Below are 20528 nucleotides of genomic sequence, written 5' to 3'. Positions count from 1 at the left end.
GGCGCAGCATCAGAATGTGGTGCCTGCGCCGCCAGTGGCAAACAGTCGCCTTTCTTGCATGAGGAAATGATGGAAATCGCGGCACAGGACAGAGAAAACTATGATTACAACTCAACTGGAAACGATGCGGATAGCTATGAACAAACCAACGACTGATTGGAGTGGTGATGAAACTATGTCCGGCATCTCCAAGAGTGATCCTGATGGGGCTTGATTGGACGATCGGTCTACGTGGTGAGGACGCTCCGGAGCGCGCGATGGGGGACACAGACGTTGAAACTGTGCGTAAAGAGGAATTAATCCCCTCAGCATCGTCACCACCGGAACATTTCGAAGTTTCGCCGTACGAGCAGTCATGGTATTTCCGCGCACAACGCGTGACCACGATTGACGCAGTGCCAGACAGAGTGAAAGCAGATCTGTACCGTGATATGGCACCCCCACAAATGGAGAAGTTAGCAAGTAGCTTAAATCGGGTACTCGAGAATCGCACTGTCGAACTCTCAGAAACAAACCGGGATACAATTCAGGCTGCCATTGAGTGGTTGCAGTATTGGGCTGATGCAGGATTCTGGATATTCGCCTCATGGTGAGGGTGGTGAATTACAGTACATCACCAGGGTTGAGTGCGGAGTTATTCAACCGTGCGACGAGGTCATCTCCGTCCACTAGTTCAACGCTCACACCGCTATTTGACCGGAGTGCGTCGCAGGCGTCTTCTGCTGGGTCTGTGAACGAAGATGTAGTAACGACCGTTGCCTTGCTTCGTCCGTGTTGCTGGGAGGCAGAGACGACTTTCTGAACGACTGGTCGCCCAACCGTGTTCTTGGGGCTATACTGTTTGGCTTCAATTGCAACAGAAACACCGCGTTTCGACGCGAAGACATCAACACCGCCATCAGCGCCATTACTAGTGAGTTCGGCAGAATACCCGTTATCCTCCCAGAGTTCTCGGAGGAGTGCTTCGAATTCACGAGGTGTATACGCGTCAATAATGTACTCACAAGTCCATGTCTCCGGGTCGGAGTCCCGACGTTGCTCCGCATATGCGAGCAGTACGAACGCGATAATAACGAAGGCAACAAAAGCAAGAGTACGGTTGGTGAAAGAGACAGGTGGCATACTTGCGGCGGTGATTTCTGTCACAGGTAGTCGTATTCTGCGAATGCTCTCTCAATATTTTTGAAAGTGCTTTCTCCCACAGCACGGATGTCTCGTAACTCCGACCCTCCAGTCTCGATGTCCGTGACCAGCTCTTCAACGGTGTCAAACCGGTTGGTGATCCCACGACAGATACGGTGTCCAACTCCGTCCGGGTCAACTTTCCTGAGTGCCGCTTCAAGTTCTTCTTGCGCTTTAAGCGCGTCTGTCTTCGTGGTTTCGAGCGCCTCAGGTTTCTTCACTTCGACATTTCTGAGTGCCTGCTGCACCGTGTAATACCCATACTCGTCGCGCAGGTCCTCGAGAGTATCAGCAAGCATGGCTTCGGCACGTTCTTCTGGTGAGTCCCAGTCAGCCTTGGGGAGTAAGTCAATGTCTGAAAGCGCATACGGCCCGTCACTGGTGCTCCCGTCATTATAGATGATCGTACCATCTGGACGGACATCATCAACGATGTCGAGACGATGACGACGACTCCGGTAACTCTCTTTGCGTTTGAGTGTTGGATTATAGTCGTCAGTCTGTCGAAGCGCCCACCAGTACGAAAACACGTACTGCGCGACTGTTTGAACTAATGCGCGAATTTCTTCCGGTGTCGTGTTCTGAAGTCGGAATGTATGACCATCTTTTCCACCGCCACAACTATGCGTATCGTATTCTTTGCGCACCCAGTCTTTGAGATGCGGTGGGTTATCTCGTACATCACCCGGGTTGGTGATGCTAAGTGTGAACCCAATCCCGTCGTACACTTTTCCGTCACGGTTTGGCTCATCAACCCGGAATTCTGACGTGCCGGACTGATTCTCATCAACAAGTTCCCAGGAAAATAGTTCCAGCAATAGGTATCCGCCCGTATCATCCTCTGGATCTGGGAGCGCATACGTCACAATCGTTTCGTGACTCTGCAACAACGAGTACGACGGGAGCTCAGCATCATGACTGGACATACACTATCTGTGACTGCGCGAAAGTTGAAAGATAGGATTTCACGGTGACACCATTGCATCGGATGCTTTCAGTTCGAAGTTTTGACTCACCTTCCGGAATGCATGTAACAGACCCAAGTGAACCACCACGAGAACCACTGCGAATAGTGTTGGAGTGAGGAAACTGATGAGTGCGATTCCCCCAAACTTGAGTCCGATTTCTAAGAAGCGTGTTTGTGACGCACCAATCTTCGCAGCGAGCGTGGACCGGTCTGCTTCTTTATCTCCTTCAAGGTCTTGGATATTCCGTGATTCGACACCCGCGAACACAATGAGAAACCAAGCAAAAAAGAGGGCGACAGATTGGGTTGTGAATGACTTGGGGGTAGTGAGGAAGACCGGGTAGAGGACTGCAAACGCCCATGTTGTGGCGACAGCAACTGAGTCAACTGCTGGGAAGTACTCTTTCAACTGCTCATAGAAGAGTAGAATCACGAAAGGTGCTTGGCCTAAGATAAAGAGACTGAATTCTGCGAGGGGTGCACCTGAATCAATATAGATGAACCATGTGAGTATCGCTTCATAGCTCACAAGAGCACTGATTTCTGTGAGAAGTAGGAATCGGTGATTCGACTTAACGAGTGCGACTCGTTCTGGATTGTTGATTCGGTCTTCGGGACTAACATCTCGTCGATCCTCGACATAGATGAAGTAGAAAAGAAGCGGTGGGAGTAAGAGAGCAAGTCCGACATCTGAGAGAGGGACGCCGAGTGCTAGGGTTGAGGCAGTTACTAGCAGCATCGATTGCAACACGAGCCAAATGTTGAGTTTGAGGAAAAGTCCGGCAACTGTATGCCTCCTCATAGTCCTTTCAAGGTGGCGTGAAATATGTAAAAGTTAGGTGGGGTGGTTAAATCGTCATGATCTGCGAGTCATCTACACTCCCCCAGCTAGACCCCCCGAGGACAAGTGGTTGACTCCCAGACTCACCATCAGCATTCACAACTGGAAGACGCACTTCGATGCAACTCCCGTTTTCAACATGGAATTGTACAGTCCCACCTGATTGGAAAACAAGCCATTTCACTAACCACAGACCTACGCCTTCACCGTGGGTGAGATCAGTTTCACATTCACGCCGTAACGCCTCAATTTCTGAGACTGGAATTCCAGGTCCATTGTCTCGGATTTCAAGCACCACCGACTCATCTTCAACCGTTGATTCCACCTCGATTCTTGTTTCTGTCTCTGTCGTATCGTGCTCTACTGCGTTTTCCACGATCTCCTCAACAGCGCGGGAAAAATTGTGATGACACAATACCTGTGCTTCAGATAGCGACACGGAAACGTCAACACTGGAGGGTAAATCAGCACTTTGTATTCCACTCTGAACAATCCTTGCGAATGATTGTTTTTGCTGCGTGCTGTCGGTGATAATTCCTTCTAAGTGCCGAGCTTTCTCTGCTTGTGCAGCGATCTCATCCGCTGCATGCTTGATCTTCTCCACGCTTTCTTCATTTTCTCCAGTCGTTTCCAATAGTTCAGCATGACCCAGAACAACAGTTAGTCTATTCCGGATATTATGGCGGAATACCCTGGTGAAGATGTTTTTCAGCAGTCTCAGTTCCTGCTCTTTTTGCTTAACTTCCGTTATGTCAGTCAGTGATATGACTTTCCCCTGCATCTCCCGACCAAACAACATCGATGACTCACTGACAGAGAAATATTTCTCTCCGCTTTCAAGGTCCATCTGTACTACTTGTGGTGACTCTCCAAGCTGAATCTCAGGGAACACCTGATTAAATCCGCAATTAACGGCAGGTATCCGGTCAGGACACATATTTTGCACTGCCGCATTTACATCGACAATCTCATCATTTGGCCCAACAACAATTAATCCATCAGTAGTCGCACGAACCACCTCATTTTGACTGACTGTTTCTTGATAGATTAACCCATGTTTGTTTATAGACACGGTTATCAGGATGCCTACTAACGAATATGCACTTACCGTCGGATCATAATACACTGGGACAAATCCGAATGCCTTGATACTCGCCATCACAACCAAAATGAGAACTAACGAGAAAAGATACAAAGCTTGACGACAGCGCACGCCTTCAGAGTGGATGATTTCACCGACAAGAAGACCTAGGCCAATAGAGACTAATGCATATCCGTACACTTTTTGAACCGCAATCATCAGCGGACCACCGAAGCCGACCAACTGCACATGTCCCTGCGAGATAACTCTCTGAGACTCCGTGAAAACCACATTTGCAGGATTAAACCATGCAAACACAAACAAGAGAGTCGGAGGAATAAACAACCCTACGACGTATTTTTTCGCTACCATACTATCATACGTGAACTCGTACGCTAGGAGGAAGACAATCACTGCCGCTATTGCTGGTAGAGGCCACAGAAAATTCGCAACCGCAAGTGTGACTGCGCGGTCGTTCACAACCCCCATGAGAATGAATATCCCCGACCAACAAACTCCGACAAGCATCAACATGAGTACCCAGGTGACAGCTGATTTCTGTCTCTCTTCATAGAGTAGGCACGCGTTCACTAGAGAAACTACAAACCCCAGGACTCCGAACAACGCCACGACCGCAGATACTGACCCCTGAAGAATCATCTTAACACCCTCAAATCACTGATGTTTATAATCACGTCTAATCCGCACGACTTTTCAACTGCTTGAGGTAAGGCACTGGAAAGCGAAAGCACTGAAACACCTCTCTATTCAGTTTCATACCTGGGTGGTTATAAATCCTAGAAACTGAAAGCAACCACCCAGCAATGAAACCAATGACATCCTCGACTCTTTTTCTGACTTGCCAGATTTAGCTGATTGCAGGCGCTAATCCCCCTTTCCTCAAGGAGCCGCCAACGGCGGCGAGTAGGCAGGGGTGGTTCACCCATTCGTCAAAGGCACACCACTCCACGACCCGCGACTCTCACTACAGGGTGCCGAGCTCACCACTGGTGGAGCTCGGCGTTTGATAATGACAAGTCCACTAGCGAACAAAACACGCGTGTCGTGCGGACGCGCCGAAAGCAGCCAATGAAGCGCGTCCGCTTACACCCCAAACAGCAACAGCTCGGGCGTGAAAAGGCGCGTTCACAGCAAAACATGAATGACACACCCAACACCACTGCTCAGGCAGAACAAACCGTTCACACCCAGAATATCAATCTTCGAGAAGATACTGCAAATACCACAGAACTCAAAGAAGAAGTCAAACTAGGTGAACCATCACGGGAAGATAAAAATTCGAACACCGAGCTGAACGTGAGTGGTACCCCAGATACTCTTAATCCGCACATCGACTGGTACTACGGTGAAGAAGAACCAGTACTGTACATCTACGATGCGCAAAGCGAGGAACCAGCATTTCTCATCAGTCTTCCAACAGCAGAAGACCCAACAGCGCGTCTCATCGGTAAACGTAACTGGACAGACAACGACTGGTTCAACGACAAGTGAACTGTGAACCCACCCCGGGTCAAGCCCCGAGGCAGTCGCCTCGAACCGCCTGTACAAGTCCTCCTCGAGATACGACGGGAATGTCTTTATGGAAATCGCAGAAATCGCATAACAGGAAGTGGATGTACTGGTTGCAGTCATAAATGAGCCGGGTCCCAATCGTTCATTAGGCACGAGACCAAACCAATAATCAGCCTCAACTGCCTGTGGAGCAAGTGCGGCGGGGCGCGGAGAAATCTGATATGCAGCGCCCCGCCTGGCACAGTTCCCGGGTGTGGGCCTCCCAAGACAGTAACTATGTCAATGCAAGAAACCGAATCCGCAGACACGGATACTGACACTCTCATTGCAACAGCAGGAGAATCGGGAATCCGTCGCCCAATTAAACGGGTGACTGGTGATACAATTGAAGAAGTACTAACTGCGAATGCACACAACAACATCCTTCCTGCGCGGTATCTCAAGAAAGACGAGAACGGTGAACCGGTTGAATCTCAGGAAGAACTGTTCAAGCGCATCGCAGACAACATTGCACTAGCAGAAGCCGTCTACGAGGCTGAGAGACTGGACTCATCGGTTGAGGTAACGCCGGAGCAGGTCAAACCTGATCATCCACGGCGTGACGAACTCGTACAGGAAGCGTTCATCGAAGATGGGACGCTATCCGAGAACTTTGGTGGTGTGCCGAACATCACCGCTGTTCGCTCCAGAGACGTCACGCTGGAATTCGAAAACAACGAACGGAACGAGTGGGTTGAATGGGATGATCTCAGCGAAGAACAGCAGGACGCCCTCACGGTGCCGCTGACTGAGGAAAACGTCTCGAAATTCGCCTACGACACCATCGTACCTGAACTATCCGATGACATCACGGAGCACGTCATTGATGTGCGCGACGAGTTCCAAGACATGATGGAGTCGCTCTCGTTTATGCCGAATAGCCCGACCATCATGAATGCGGGTGACGAGCTCCAGCAGCTCTCGGCCTGTTTCGTTAACAGTCCGGAGGACGATCTGGATGACATCCATCAAACGGCGAAAGAAGCTGCTTCTGTCTTCCAGAGCGGGGGCGGTATGGGGTATGCTTTCTCTCGGCTTCGAGGGTATGGAGACACCGTCGGGAGCACTGGTGGGATTGCCAGCGGTCCGATAACGTTCATGGAGACATTCGACCAGATGTGTGAGACGATCGCTCAAGGTGGCGCACGGCGCGGTGCGCAGATGGGGATCATGCGCGTCTCCCATCCTGACATCATCGAATTCGTCCACGCAAAACGGAAAGATGTCTCACTGGCACACACGCTGCGTCTGAACGATCCGAAAGACCGGACGCATCAGACGTTCCGACAAGCTCTTGAAGAGGCTCGTGAGCTCATTGACGACGACGGGCAAGTCCCCAAACACCTGCGGAACGCAGTGGAAGGGCATCTGTCGAACTTTAACATCAGCGTCGGCATCACGGACAACTTCATGGAGGCAGTACAGAACGGCGAAGAATTCACGTTCACGAATCCGCGGACGGAAGAGACTCACATCGCTACGCCGGAGACGAAAGAAATGTACGAACGGTATGACCTCGGGGAGTACGTCGAGGTCGGTGAGGAACTCTCCATTCCTGCGGAGGAAGTGTGGGAACGCATCGTCGCTGGTGCACACGAGAACGGCGAACCTGGTGTGATCTACATCGACAAAGTGAACGATGAACACTCGTTCCCGGTTGAGAGCACGCCTGGCGGGAAAAGTTCTGAATATGAAATCCTGTCAACAAATCCATGCGGCGAGCAGCCGCTCATGGAGTACGAAGCGTGTAATCTCGGTCACATAAATCTCTCAACAGTTGCAGACGTGGATGCGCCGGACTGGCGTGCTTGGTACGACACCCACGGTGACAACTACGAGAACATCACCGACGCAATGGGAGACTTCTTCCAAGAAGCCATCGACGTGGAAGAACTCAACCACCGCATCGAATACGGGACACGCTTCCTGGAAAACGTCGTCACCATGTCAGACTTCCCAGTCGAAAAAATCAGCGAAACCGTCGCTGACAACCGGAAAATCGGGCTCGGAATCATGGGGCTCGCACAGCTGTACATCCAACTCGGCATCAAATACGGCACGGACGCCGGGAACGAACTCGCGCGAACGCTGATGACCCACATCAATCAAGAATCCAAATCGGTGAGTCATGAACTCGCCAAAAGCCGTGGGCCGTTCGCAAACTGGGGAGACTCGAAATACGCCGACCCCACCGAGTACAAAGAATGGTTCGAGAAACAAACCGGCCTCGAAGCCGAGAACTGGGAAGATGGCTTTGAGATGCGGAACCACAACACCACCACGATCGCCCCGACTGGGACGACTAGCATGGTGGCTGACACGTCCGGTGGGTGTGAACCCATCTACGAAGTAGCGTACTACAAAAACGTCAGCCAAGACGTGCAGGGCGATGAAATGCTCGTCGAATTCGACGACTACTTCCTCCGGATGCTGAAGGCCAACGACGTTGACATCGAGGCTGTCAAGAAGGAAGCCGAACAGCAAATGGAGGACAACGAATTCGAAGGTGTCGATGGTCTTGACACAGTCCCAGATGAACTCGGTGAACTGTTCATCACCACGAACGACCTCACCGCAAAGGAACACGCCGGTGTGCAGTGCGCCTGCCAAGATGGTGTGGACTCCGCAATCAGCAAAACCGTAAATGCGCCAAACGACGCCACACTCAGTGACGCGCAAGACGCCTTCGAATTCGTGTACGAACACGGTGGGAAAGGCGTGACATACTACCGTGACGGCACACGAACCAAGCAAGTCATTCAAACCCAGAAGGACAACGTAGACTTCAGTGACATCGACGAGATGAATGATGCTGAAGCCGCGGAAGTCGTCGCTGAAGAAATCGAAGACCAGTTCGGTGACTTCCAGAGCTTCTTCGACCACGAGGCAGTCCGCGACAAGGCAATCGAAGCTGTCGAAAACCTCACTGAAGACGTCGTTGGGAGTGCTGACGAAGACGAGTGGTCCGAAGGAGAAATTCGGAATCGTCCAGACGTACTCCATGGGATAACCCAACGTATCGACACAGGGTACGGGAAACTCTACGTGAACATCAACGAAGGGCCCCACGGTGAACCATTCGAACTGTTCGCCAACATCGGAAACAGTGGTGGATTCACGAACTCATTCACGGAATCACTCGGAAAGGTCATCAGCACGGCACTGCGCGCCGGCGTTGACCCAGAAGAGATTGTGGACGAACTCCGTGACACTCGCAGTCCAAAAGTGGACTGGGACCGTGGTGACCGCGTTGATTCGATCCCGGACGCCATCGGCCTCGCCCTCGAGCGATACCTCGATGGTAGCCTCAGAGGCGCACAACCACGACAACAAAGTCTCGATGAAGCAGGGTCCAACGCTGCATCTGCCGACACAAGCAATGCTGGTACCAGCAGCGACACCAGCCCACCCGAACACGAGAATGGGCACTCACCCAGAGAGGAAGCCGAATCGATGGCCGATGACTCAGACAACGAGCCAGTCGATGACATCTGCCCAGACTGTGGTAGTGTCAGTCTCTACTACTCGGAAGGCTGCAAGACCTGCGAATCCTGCGGTTGGTCCGAGTGCTGACACTCTGAACAGATAACGACAGTATCGTCCACGAAACAACTCACCTTCTTTGCCGCCACTAAGAGAGTCCGTTGCTATCTTTGCTGGGTACGTAGGTTGGCGTCTGTCGGCGCACTGCGGAAACGTACGTGCGGGCAGACGCCGAGTCTTGGGAGGCTCACACTGACATCATCTCTTTCGATACTCTTCATCTCATCACTGTATTTCCGGTGTCATCAAACAGATCTGCGATACTTACATCTTCCATGAACCAATCAGCAACCCAATCTACGGTACTTGGTTTTATTTGACCAGTAAGCCCGGACTTTACGTCTCGAAACGCGACAAACTCATCACCTCCCCCCTCACAATGCACTTTCACAACCCAGAACGGGAGATACACTAATTCCACGTTACTCACACCTGCAAACGTGTCTTTAGAAAATTCGTTTGGGAGATACAACATCTCTCGGAGTTCATCATACAGCTCATCTCCATCAAGGTCATCAAGCTGCTTTGCCTGTTTTTTCGCTGCCTCTGGTTGACCCTGCATCTTCAAATCCTCAACGCGCTCCCGGATTTCTTCACGCTTTTCAGTAACACGTTCCCCAATCTCTCCTAATTTCACCTGGAGATAATCACGGGCATCTGATCGAGATAACTGTGATTCTAACACAAGAGGACTGTCGAAATGATTCGGAAAATCAGGCTCCGCAGGACGCGTCCCAACGATTGTTTGGACAGGGGACTCCGCTGCATCACAGTACTGTTGCAGTTGACGTGTGTGCCCGGCATCCATACCATCCACGAGAAATTCATCACGTTCCGTTACTTTCGACTTCCGTAAGAACCCAGTCGTTTTCTGATACCCATATTCAACGACATACACAGGGTAGTAAAAACTCCGAACAGAGGCAATACGTTTCGCCGATCGGAACAACCCACTTTCACTCCGAAGTGATTCAACAGCATCCGAAGCAACATCTACGTCGACGGGTTCCGTATCTACCAAAACCTGTTCCGGCATATCTATGTTTTTGACGAACAATAGGAAATATCCTTGCCGGGGAACCACAGCAAACCAAGGCGGCGCGGCCAGTGAATACGAAGTGCAGCCGCGCCGCTAATGGTACGCGCTTAAACCACCCATGTCCCACAACCAATCACTTCCATCACAGAGCCACGTTGAATCACTCGTTGACGCTGCGGTTCAAAAACGCCTCCATACTAAGAATGCTGAATTAGATGCCAGCAATCGACTCTTGGGTGAGTGCGCAGAAAACGCTGCGGTACTACTCGACATTCTCAATGATAATGGGATAGAAGGTGAGTTAGCGGTCGGAGCGATGGATATTCCTGGTGAACCAATACCAGATTCACCCCGTGAAGCAATTGATCTCGGTCTAATTCATTACTGGGTCGAAGTTCCAACCCAAGGAAGTGTTGTGATGTGTGAATTAGCTAGTGAACGTCCACAGAACCCGGAACTCGCTGGCGGGCCTACTGTTTCTGAATCCCCTCCAGCTGGATTAATTGATTTTGGTGAGAGATATTCAGTGCGTGATATTCGGACTGGGGAATGTCCAGCTGACAACGTCGTGTTGTGGGATGCCATTCGTGCTGCTCGGGATGCTACACTCGCATCATGGAATATTGATGAAACAGAGAGTGAGTGTCTTCGTGGTTATTGTCACGAACACGCTGCGGAAGTCCTTCGAGAAACTGTTTCCCGGTGGCAGGGAAACTCCTATCGTGGGTATTCGCGTGGCGATGCAGTCATACAATTTGGTGCCGCCACATCAGCAACCGGATGTTCGCTCACTAAGGCCAATACAACAACGACAGTTTCTGAAGTCCTTGAAAAAGGAGGAGACCATTACTGGGTGAATACTCCGTTCACAACGCCAGAAACACCTGGATTCACTCTCGATATGTGGGCGCTCACTGAAACCGAACAGGGACAACCAATTGTTCGCCGAGGCACACCGAACGAATATGTACCGGACCCCGACGCAACAGTTGGACAGCAACGCATCCTCACAGACGAAACTTGGTACCATGCTCACATGACGATCTGAAAGCAGAAACCACTGATTAAGTACATTCTTAAGAAAGAAACAAATAGATTCAAAATGCGATGTACGAAATCACAGCAGACCAACAGGAGAACCGCCTCTACATCGACTTGAGTGGCCGAATGGATGCTGACGAGATTGATGAAGCTGCTCAGACCACAACCGAAGAAGCCGAGAAACTCCGAAACGAATTCAACATCGTCAACGATTTGTCTGGGTTTAAACCCCCGTCTCCCGAAGCAGCTGAACCAATCCAACGGGCACAAGGAAAACTGAAAGAAATGGGTGTTGATCGGGTTGTGCGTGTCATTGATGAGGAAACTAACGAAGTTGTCCTACACGCATTCGAACGTCGATCTCAAAACGTCGGATACAGCGGCGAGTCAGCAGACTCCGTCGATGAAGCCGAACAATTACTCAAAGAAGAAAACATCGAAGGATACGCCGACTAACTATTGCGACGGTGCAGACGCAGTTTCAGCACGAGTTAACTGACTCACCCCATCAAACACGATCTTCTGAATCTCATTTTCACCAGCGCGTTGTGCAGGAGTTACATCACAATCTGAAAGCCACACTGACAGTCGAGTATTCACATTACCCCGCATTTCTTCTGTATCCTCAGATGAGAAATGATAATGCCACGTCTCTGCATCACACTCATCATCGCCATCCTTGAGAGTTAATTGTGTTCCAACTTGTGAATCAAGGTACTCACTCACTTCTCGAAGAATGTCTTCCAGGTCACTCACGTATGTCCAGGCCGAAAGCGGGAGAAGCCAATCCCAAGAGGCCTCTCGTGCTAACCGATTCCAGATCGCAAGAGTCTCAGCATTTTGCGGTGCCGAAAACCGCGGATCACCCAACTGGTCATCCCAATACTCTGTCAGCACTTCCTCAGCAACACTCTCAGAAAAATCATCAGGGGATGCAGCAGCAAGAAGTTCTGACTCATACCTGAACGTCCAATCATTATCATCACCACAGACAACACACGGGAGACTCGCCTGCTCAAAGACACCACCCTCTGAAATTCGCGTGTCATCCGTGAAATCAAACTCAGCGAGTGCGGACCCACACACTGGGCAAAACACGATGAATTGACGGAGTGTTGACGTAGAAAGGGGTTGCAGCGACGGTTGCTCCGCATCCGATGGCGCAGCAGCCGTCCGTGATTGATGCGACTGGATGAGACTCTGAATGGTCGCATTCTTACTGAGAACGTTAAATTCGTCTTTCAGTGCCTCCAACGATTCATTCGTTGCTTGTGTTGCCCAGATAGTTGTTCGGTCATCGTCAGCGTCAGACATCTTCACTATGCTGGTACTGGAGGGTTAAATAAAACAATTAGCCCATATCACCTACACTCGCCGTAGAACGGCGGGGGCTCCCTCGCTGATTTAGGTGGTTATAGGCGGGTACGAGTCTCAGTCACTTCCTGTGACTTGGGAACCGGTCGAGGTTAGAGTCAACCATATCAGTCGGGAGTTCCCACTGATCACTTGCAAATTCGCGTGCGGCTTGGAAATCTGGACTACCAAGCGTGAAGCGTGTTGCAGGAAAGTCCCCAGTCGGAGGGTCAAGGAACAGCGTGCGAAGTTCGTCAAGGCCCGTGATCGGGTCATCGTATTCCGCAGCAATTTCGTCAGCACATTGCCCATCAGTGACGTAATTCAACGCACGGTTCGGGCCCACGCCGTGAACCCCATCGTTGTAATCGGTGCCGCACAGAAGCGCGATGTCCACGAGTTGTTCATGTGTGATGTCATGAGCGGCTAGCGTGTCATAGAAATCCATGCGTTCAGCAGGCCCAGATCCGGTGTATTGGCGAACTGTTTCAGGCGCGCCAAACAGGAGAGCATCGTAATCATCAGTGAGAGCAGCGTCAGCAGCACCAGTCTCAACGAGGCGTGCAGCTGTGGCTTCACCAGCACCATCAGCCTCAATGTACGGAATCCCCAAGATATCGAAGAACTCGCGCGTCGTTTCATGGACGACATCGGTAAGTGATTGAGATTGAGCTTTGTACCGGCGCATTGCCTCGAGATTTCCTTCCTCACGAGCGGTCTGCATTTTAGCTTCAGCTTCAACTTTCGTCGCACGCCGGTCTTGGATTTCATCTTCTTTCCGGTCATGGGGGTTGCCATCAAAGACAAACACCGGAGTGAGATCATGATTAAGGAGTGTTGGGAGACCGCGGAGAGCACCGATGAGATTCACGACTTCGTCGCCGTCAGTGGTGGTGTAGTCGTCTTCATCAAGCCACCGAATCTGTGCAGTGATATACGTATAGAGCCAGTGGTGCGCGTCTACAGCGACAGTTGTGTTAGTGTAGTTCGTGAGTTCAGTTTCTTCGATTGTGGCGAGATCACGAAGTGCGCTGTTACCCATGTGTTGTCTTTCATAGGAAGTGGTGGGGGAAGTGTGTTCGGGTTCTCCAGGCGCCCCGCTTCGAAACCACCTGTGCTGATTTCGTCATTGGTACCTGACTGGGAAACAGTTTCATCATCTTTCTTCAAACTTCGACTTTCGTTCGATTATCTTAGATGGAGAACGTCAACATGTTTTCGTATGTCACACCGGTCAATGAGTACATCCTACCTCCCGATTTTATGGGATTCTCTATGAGAGATGCAGAGTGTAATCTCATCGAAATGACCAGCGGGGCAGAAGCTTACATTTTTATTGAACAAGTGCCTACACGTAATTGCAATGTTCGATCTCACCGCATTCCAACGCGACCTGCTGTATCTCATTAATGGACTCGGAGAACCCCACGGTCTCGCTATCAAAGAAGAGCTCGAAAACTACTACGAAGGTGAAATCCATCACGGCCGCCTGTATCCGAACCTCGACACGCTTGTCGAGAAAGGCCTCGTCGAAAAAGGAGAAGTCGATCGCCGAACAAACAAATACACCATCACACGTCGCGGGAAACGCGAAATCGAGAGTCGTGAAGAATGGGAAGAACAATACATCCCCCGCGAATAACAACTCTCCCGCACTGAACCAAGAAAACACCTTCTCGTAGTCACAAATCGTAGCCAACCTCTCCTCAAAACCCAATCTACGCCGACCAGCCGCAGCACCCAGTCACTCTCCACTCCGACGCAGGCCTTTGATGCATATCAAAGGCCTCGCGGAATCTAAGACGGCAACAGTCGCATATGAGTGATAAAGGGTGCTGCGGCGGGCAACAATGTCGAGTGTGCCCGCCGCGACACCCTCGGGGCTCCCAGATCAACAACAGGAAATGGGCACACTTGACGAACTATGACTGACAATGAATTCACCACCGATCGACGTACAGCTCCCGTTCAAAACCCGCACATAGCATCGTGCCGTACTGTTCTCCAAAATAACGAACAGTTCATCGAAAATTTGCATGACGTTTTCTCCACAACGGTCGCCGAAACCCTCCAACATGATGCAGATTCACCAGAAGCAACCCCGGAAACGGTCAATACTCTCACAGAGCTTCTTCTTGAGGGTGTCATAACTACGCTCGATAATCCATCCAATGTGCAGGATGACTACGTTGTCCCGGCACCAAACAACCTGCCTGACGATGACACAGAAGCACAACGCATTTTGAGCCAAACTATCGAGCAGGTTGCTGCATCACTCACGGGAATCATCGATGGACTTGAAACTCAACAAGTCGTCTTGAATGATTTGCAAGCCCGTGTCGATGGAAACGTTGATGAATCTGCTGAGTATTCGATGAGTACACCACGTTGTGTCGGTGACCCCGTGACTGACATTGATGTGCTTGCAGAGGAAGCCCGCGAAGCAGAGGACATAATTCACAAAAGTTTAGCACTCTCTTTAAGACATGGTGAAACTACGCCGCGAGATTGGCGTATTTAAGGGAATTCCCAGTTTTGCTTCGGTCTGACATCCTCCCACGACTAGTTGTGGGTTCTCTCCCTGTTTCGTGTAATGTTCTTCTGGCAACTCAACCAAGTACTCAATCAAGAATCCACCGAGACTTCAGTATCCGACCCTCAGAGCAACTAACCACTGCGACAAACATTCCCAAGTTTTCTTAGGCGCGACGTCATTGCATGATGTACTAGCAATCAACACTGTAGTGCGCCTGCGGTGCGCTGAGCAGGGTGCCCACCGCAGGCGGCACACCCGGTACTCACGGGTCAGCCCGCACCGCATTAACTCACAACCCCTACTTATGACCTCAGAAACTACACTCGACGACTTCATTGGTGAAACGCATCCGGACTCCGATCAGAGCACGCGAAACACTCTAGGAGACCAGACTACCACTAATGCATCACCCGAACCGATGGATGAAGCACTTAAATCAAAGAATTCTACGACAGCTGAGTCCACCAGGAGTGATCAGTCTACCAGTACCGAGGAGACTGAATCAACCACCGAGGATGAAACCGATGATGAGCAGTTCCCATGGGATTCTCCGGAAGAGGTGCCTGTCCCAGAGGACGCTGGCACAGCAGTCTATGAGAGTGACATCCCGTTAGAAAAGATGGCGTTGGAGAACTTCCCGGCACCAGAAGAGATTACGCGACTTGTGGAGAACCGAGAACTAGATGGTCGTGGCAACCTCCCAGACACTGATATCATTGACCCGGAGCAAGGTGTGTTCCTTACGCTCACTGCGAAGGAGGTGTACGACTATCTTGTTGAACTTCAGAAGAAAACTGATCACTGGCTGAATAACGAGATTAAGTACAATATTCAACGACAGGTTATCGGACAGTCGCACGGGATGACAGAAAATCTAAAGCTGGAGCACTACGACAAGAAGTGGTTAGCGCTCACAGAAAAAGAACGGCGTATGGAGGCCACCGATTACGAATGGGAAGCAGTCCCTGACAGTCGTGGGTGGCAAGAACTCCCGAACGACGAAGAAGCAGACTGGAACACAGCAGAACCATGTGATGATACTGAGTCGCCACAAGCAGTCGGTGACTGAACGAGAATTTCGATGCCCGAAAGTGGTCACTTCGGTGTATAGAGTTTGTGGAGGAGTTGCGGAAGGTCCGATATCGCAACTCCTGCTGTGATTTCGTAGATGATTTCTAGTAATACCAAACTTAGCATTAGTGCATCACCAGTGTTAATCTGCGAGGTCTTTGCGGACGTCATCAAGAGTTTCTTCATTCCCCGGAGGGAAGAAGAGGATAACAATGTATTCCACCTCATTCGGATTCACCACGATGATGTCATGAGCACCAACGGGCGTTGAGGTGAGTTCTTCGTACCAGGCTTCTAGCGGGAATCGACCGGTACGCATGTCTTCGAAGATATTCCGGCCTTGGAATTCTTCAGGGTGGGTCTGTAGTTCAAAGATGGGTTCACCAGTTTCGTCGTTTTTGAGGACATTCACACCAACTTGGTGTTCTGGATCGCGGTTCTCCCAGCTTTTCTCAACGGGACCTGGGATCCGGTTTTTGCTGAGGCCGTCGACGAAGGCGAGTGTGGTGTCTCGCATGATGTCGAAGTCTTCGAACATCCAAATGTCGCCAGTTTCTGGGTCGCCACGTACAGTGGCTTCAGCGACGTTCCCTGGAGAGACAACGCTAAGCGCGTCATGAAGTGGTGCAGGGTAGTTTGCGTCTTGGTGGCCGATGTTGGCGACCCAGACAGCGTCTTCGCGGTCGATGTCGTAGAGCAGTATTCGTTCGCCGTTACCGCCGAATCCAATGACACGATATGTGCCGGTGAATGTTTGGTCGGACATGATTCGGATGTGGTGTTCACTGAGGACAACCCGGTGCGGAGCTGCGGGTGCGGGTTGCTCTGTACTATGTTATAGCCACACCGAACCTTAATAAGTTAGCCGGGGGTGTGCATGGTTTAGTGGTAGGAAGTATAAAAGGGGGAGGGTGGAGATTGGCGTGAAAGATAAAATAATTGGGTTACTGTCGCGGGTAGGCATCAGACACTTCACCGATCTGCTGGTTCATCGCTCGTAACAACCAAACCGCAACATAAACACCAACCACAAACACGATAAACACTGGAATCACTGCAATTCCACCGAGTGGTAACTGCCCAACAAAATAAGCGAGCGCCACCAACCCGAACACTGGCGCCCACATCAACACCACCTCTTGAGACGACAACCACGTCCATGGTGCTATCGACGTGCAATAATACTGATACACAGCAACAACCATCATCAACGCAACCACACTTCCTACCCCGACGATCAAACCAACATCTGCCTGAGATACACCTGAAAAAGACGGAGCGTGTGTCCTCATGAGAGTAGCCAATAATCTATGGAACCCAAACTGGAGGGTGAGAATCGCTGCGGCAGCCGTTACAGCTCCCGCCAGTACTGTCCGCTGAACCATCGCACCAAGAAGCGGCTGTGCCGCATTCGCCACCAAGAATGGACTATCATCATCCTGCAAGACAACAATCTCATCATTCGAAACAGATGGGTTACTATCGGGGTCGTCCAAGACTGGAGTTGTGACCGACTCTGATTGCCATGGAACAGCAACCCCGAAGACACTAACATACCCTTCACATTCCACGCGTCGTTCAACAAATTCCACGCCATCCGCGACATCCACCATGTCATCAGTCAACTCGCCAGTCGTCTCCGTCACAGCATGCGGAATCTCCGTCTCTTGATGCGTGCCTGTGTCAGCCAACGAATTCGGGATGAAGTCAGCACCTTCTGGATGAACGTATGTACTACCAGTCCCATCAAGCACAAAAAACGGAGTACTATCAGAAAGCAAGTCTACAACAGTCCCGGTCGCATCACGTATTTCGATCTCGTATGCAAGACAGTCCTCTCCGGTAATAGGAGACGTGACAACGCTTTCATCGCGGTGAGTAGTACCACGAACCAGTTGAAGACCGGGTGTGACATCGATAATTCGCTCAACATTCGAAAACCAGAATGGGAGATACTCACGAGTGTAGCGATATGTTTTCTTAGCGAAAAACGCTGTCAGAGCAAATGAACCGAGAACGATGACGAGTAGTGCTACGTTCATCAGTTGGGCACCTGGATTATGTTTCAGTGGTAGGCACTGATAGTTACTAGGGGTTTCCACTTGGAAGCAAAAAACCCCAGCAAAGTGTGGCGGCGGCCATCATGGGTATAAGTAGAATGGCCGCCGCCAGCTACGTAACCCGTTGAAGACATCACAACAGGTCCTTGAACTCACATCTCGCACTAGAAATCCATCGGTTTCATACCCGCAGACACCATACGTAGAGTCACCTGCATAGCACGACCTTCCGCAATCAACACTCACTAATCAAACCATGCACGCATACCTTGATCTCGTTGAAGACGTTCTTACGAACGGGCAATACAAAGAGAATCGAACCGCTGTTGACACCATCTCCACGTTCAGCCAACAATACGAAATCGACGTCGGTGACACGTACCCACTCCTGACAACCAAACAGATGGATACATTCCGATGGGATTCAATGCGGCGTGAACTGGAATGGTATCTTAGCGGTGCGCATCACATTCGTGAACTCACCAAAGACACCGGAATCTGGGATGCCTGGGCTGACGACAATGGAAATCTCGAAACAGCGTACGGGCGATTCTGGCGACGGTTCCCTGTGCCTGATGATGAAGCTCATCTCCCGGGTGAAGCATGGCCAGGGACTGACTGTCCATGGGTTAAAAAAGAACACCCCTTGAAAATCACGTACCGCGTGAGCGGTGACACCGAAGACGCTGCGCGGAACCTCGCTAAGACCCGACTGCTCAAACAGTGCCCAGACGACCTCACGCTGTTCCCAACCAATGAAGCCGTTGAATACGACGCTGATCAAGATCTCTACACATTCGAGTTCCTGGTGAGCGTCCAAGGCACCGCAACAGAGACTCAAGAAGTCCATCAACAGGTGCGTGCTGCTCTTTCTGGTGACGTAGAACCGTACTCATACAAACTCGAGAAAACCGTGCACGGGCCACGATCATACCTCGTATATGACCAACTCGGGTACATTGTGGATACGCTCAACGGTGACAACCCTAACCGGTCAGCAAACTCGAGACGTCTCATGGTAACACCGTGGAACCCAGGGAATGCTGGTGTGAGTAAACTCCCACCGTGTCACGCCTTTTGGGGTGTCAACGTGCAGGGTGATAGTCTGAACCTGCATCTCACGCAGCGCAGCGGCGACATTGCTCTCGGTGTTCCCTTCAATATCGCAGCTTACACTGCGATTCTCAAAATCCTCGCAGATCTCACCGACTTCAAAGTCGGGACGATTTCACACACCATCATGGATGCACACCTTTACTGCGGAGAAGGTGACCGCGGTGCGTGGTACGCTGACAACCTCCCAGAACTCCAAGAGCGCGTGCAAGCCGCAGAAAACGCCGAGGATTACCGTGAGATTCGATCGTGGATTCTGAATGACGCACCGGAAGACACAGTCACACCGCCGGCCGAAGATACGGTTGATGCAAGTGAGCACATTTACGGCGGTGATCACATCCCTGGACTACTTGAGCAACTAGCGCGTGATCCATACGACAAACCAACACTCGCCGTGGACACCACGTCACTAGACGAGTTTACAATGGACAACATCGAACTCCAAAACTACGAATCGCACACCGGACTGAAATTCGGTGTTGCAGAATAAACCTCTTCACTCATGCCTTGTCTTCTTGATACACTCGATGCGGATGCATGCCCTGCGCCAGATGAGAACACTGCCTCGAATAGTGTGCAGGATGCGGCACGTGGCCTCGCTGTAGTTGCGATCGCGGCCGTTGCTGAGAATGGTGTGATTGGGGCTGACAACAGCATTCCATGGGATTACCCTGCCGATATGGCGCATTTCCGTGAGGTCACCACTGGACACCCGGTTATTATGGGTCGGAAAACATTCGAAAACATCACTGCTGGTCTCGGAGAACCACTCCCACAACGGACGTCAATCGTCCTAACGACCTCCGGGGTGTCACGTGAATTCACGGATCATAATGCAGTCGTTGAAGCCCCTAATCTTGAATCGGCACTCACTGCTGCCCAGCGCGCCTGTAACAAGCACAACACCGAAACTGTGTACGTCGCTGGTGGAGGGAGTGTCTACGAGACTATCATCCCAGTCGCAGATAAACTCCTGTTAACACGGATCCCTGAATCGCCAAATGGGGATGCCTATTTCCCGTCATGCAGCACTACCACTTGGGACTGCACGAATTGTGAAACCCGCGGGTCGGTCACTATCGAGACATACACCCGGCGCGAAACACAAGACACAAGCACTGACTAA

The 20528-nt window shown here is 51.0% G+C and carries 18 protein-coding genes; 9 read left to right on the top strand and 9 right to left on the bottom strand.

Going from position 1 to position 20528, the window contains the following annotated elements; translation table 11 throughout:
• Positions 1-603: 603 nt before the first annotated feature.
• The 4 genes from QYL91_RS16480 to QYL91_RS16465 are packed head-to-tail and all read right to left on the bottom strand — an operon-like array spanning position 604 to position 4731.
• Positions 604-1146 (bottom strand): restriction endonuclease, encoded by a 543-nt coding sequence (locus tag QYL91_RS16480; protein ID WP_302083926.1) that lies wholly within the window; start codon positions 1144-1146, stop codon positions 604-606.
• The gene (locus QYL91_RS16475) at positions 1143-2108 is read right to left on the bottom strand and encodes a hypothetical protein (protein ID WP_302083925.1); all 966 of its coding nucleotides are present in this window, start codon (positions 2106-2108) and stop codon (positions 1143-1145) included. Before QYL91_RS16475 ends, QYL91_RS16480 begins: the two co-directional genes overlap by 4 nt.
• A gap of 39 nt (positions 2109-2147) precedes the next feature.
• A complete protein-coding gene (locus QYL91_RS16470; protein ID WP_302083924.1) occupies positions 2148-2951 on the bottom strand; it encodes a UbiA family prenyltransferase in 804 nt (267 codons plus the stop codon).
• A 46-nt stretch (positions 2952-2997) separates the two neighbouring features.
• Positions 2998-4731 carry a sensor histidine kinase gene (locus QYL91_RS16465; protein ID WP_302083923.1) on the bottom strand — a complete coding sequence of 578 codons (1734 nt, stop codon included), beginning with the start codon at positions 4729-4731 and terminating at the stop codon, positions 2998-3000.
• Positions 4732-5160: 429 nt separating this feature from the next.
• Here QYL91_RS16465 and QYL91_RS16460 point away from each other — a divergent pair, with 429 nt between their 5' ends.
• Both QYL91_RS16460 and QYL91_RS16455 read left to right on the top strand, forming a co-directional pair.
• Positions 5161-5583 (top strand): hypothetical protein, encoded by a 423-nt coding sequence (locus QYL91_RS16460; RefSeq protein ID WP_302083922.1) that lies wholly within the window; start codon positions 5161-5163, stop codon positions 5581-5583.
• Between the two features lie 297 nt (positions 5584-5880).
• On the top strand, positions 5881-9216 hold the full coding sequence (locus tag QYL91_RS16455) for an adenosylcobalamin-dependent ribonucleoside-diphosphate reductase (protein ID WP_302083921.1): 3336 nt from the start codon (positions 5881-5883) through the stop codon (positions 9214-9216).
• 187 nt (positions 9217-9403) lie between these two features.
• Here QYL91_RS16455 and QYL91_RS16450 read toward each other — a convergent pair whose 3' ends face one another.
• Positions 9404-10222, bottom strand: a complete 819-nt coding sequence (locus QYL91_RS16450; RefSeq protein WP_302083918.1) for a hypothetical protein — start codon at positions 10220-10222, stop codon at positions 9404-9406.
• Positions 10223-10343: 121 nt separating this feature from the next.
• Between QYL91_RS16450 and QYL91_RS16445 the strand changes: the two genes are divergently transcribed.
• Both QYL91_RS16445 and QYL91_RS16440 read left to right on the top strand, forming a co-directional pair.
• The gene (locus QYL91_RS16445; protein ID WP_302083917.1) at positions 10344-11273 is read left to right on the top strand and encodes a hypothetical protein; all 930 of its coding nucleotides are present in this window, start codon (positions 10344-10346) and stop codon (positions 11271-11273) included.
• Between the two features lie 59 nt (positions 11274-11332).
• Complete coding sequence (locus tag QYL91_RS16440) at positions 11333-11722, top strand: hypothetical protein (protein WP_302083915.1); 390 nt, start codon at positions 11333-11335, stop codon at positions 11720-11722.
• Here QYL91_RS16440 and QYL91_RS16435 read toward each other — a convergent pair whose 3' ends face one another.
• The gene (locus QYL91_RS16435; RefSeq protein WP_302083913.1) at positions 11723-12580 is read right to left on the bottom strand and encodes a hypothetical protein; all 858 of its coding nucleotides are present in this window, start codon (positions 12578-12580) and stop codon (positions 11723-11725) included.
• Between the two features lie 121 nt (positions 12581-12701).
• Positions 12702-13661, bottom strand: a complete 960-nt coding sequence (locus QYL91_RS16430; protein WP_302083911.1) for a PIN domain-containing protein — start codon at positions 13659-13661, stop codon at positions 12702-12704.
• A gap of 321 nt (positions 13662-13982) precedes the next feature.
• Here QYL91_RS16430 and QYL91_RS16425 point away from each other — a divergent pair, with 321 nt between their 5' ends.
• From QYL91_RS16425 to QYL91_RS16415, 3 genes are all read left to right on the top strand, one after another.
• A complete protein-coding gene (locus QYL91_RS16425) occupies positions 13983-14261 on the top strand; it encodes a PadR family transcriptional regulator (RefSeq protein ID WP_302083909.1) in 279 nt (92 codons plus the stop codon).
• 282 nt (positions 14262-14543) lie between these two features.
• Positions 14544-15140, top strand: a complete 597-nt coding sequence (locus QYL91_RS16420) for a hypothetical protein (RefSeq protein WP_302083907.1) — start codon at positions 14544-14546, stop codon at positions 15138-15140.
• A 433-nt stretch (positions 15141-15573) separates the two neighbouring features.
• Positions 15574-16224, top strand: coding sequence for a hypothetical protein (locus tag QYL91_RS16415; RefSeq protein ID WP_302083905.1), 651 nt, complete (start codon positions 15574-15576; stop codon positions 16222-16224).
• A gap of 144 nt (positions 16225-16368) precedes the next feature.
• Here QYL91_RS16415 and QYL91_RS16410 read toward each other — a convergent pair whose 3' ends face one another.
• Positions 16369-16992 carry a hypothetical protein gene (locus QYL91_RS16410; protein WP_302083903.1) on the bottom strand — a complete coding sequence of 208 codons (624 nt, stop codon included), beginning with the start codon at positions 16990-16992 and terminating at the stop codon, positions 16369-16371.
• A 178-nt stretch (positions 16993-17170) separates the two neighbouring features.
• The gene (locus QYL91_RS16405; RefSeq protein WP_302083901.1) at positions 17171-18268 is read right to left on the bottom strand and encodes a hypothetical protein; all 1098 of its coding nucleotides are present in this window, start codon (positions 18266-18268) and stop codon (positions 17171-17173) included.
• Positions 18269-18542: 274 nt separating this feature from the next.
• On the opposite strand from QYL91_RS16405, the gene QYL91_RS16400 reads away from it, so the two are divergent.
• Both QYL91_RS16400 and QYL91_RS16395 read left to right on the top strand, forming a co-directional pair.
• Positions 18543-19892 (top strand): thymidylate synthase, encoded by a 1350-nt coding sequence (locus QYL91_RS16400; protein ID WP_302083898.1) that lies wholly within the window; start codon positions 18543-18545, stop codon positions 19890-19892.
• A 12-nt stretch (positions 19893-19904) separates the two neighbouring features.
• Positions 19905-20528, top strand: a complete 624-nt coding sequence (locus QYL91_RS16395; protein ID WP_302083896.1) for a dihydrofolate reductase — start codon at positions 19905-19907, stop codon at positions 20526-20528.

Source organism: Salinibaculum rarum (assembly GCF_030505615.1).
Taxonomy (GTDB): domain Archaea; phylum Halobacteriota; class Halobacteria; order Halobacteriales; family Haloarculaceae; genus Salinibaculum; species Salinibaculum rarum.
This window is presented reverse-complemented; position numbering and strand designations above follow the sequence as displayed.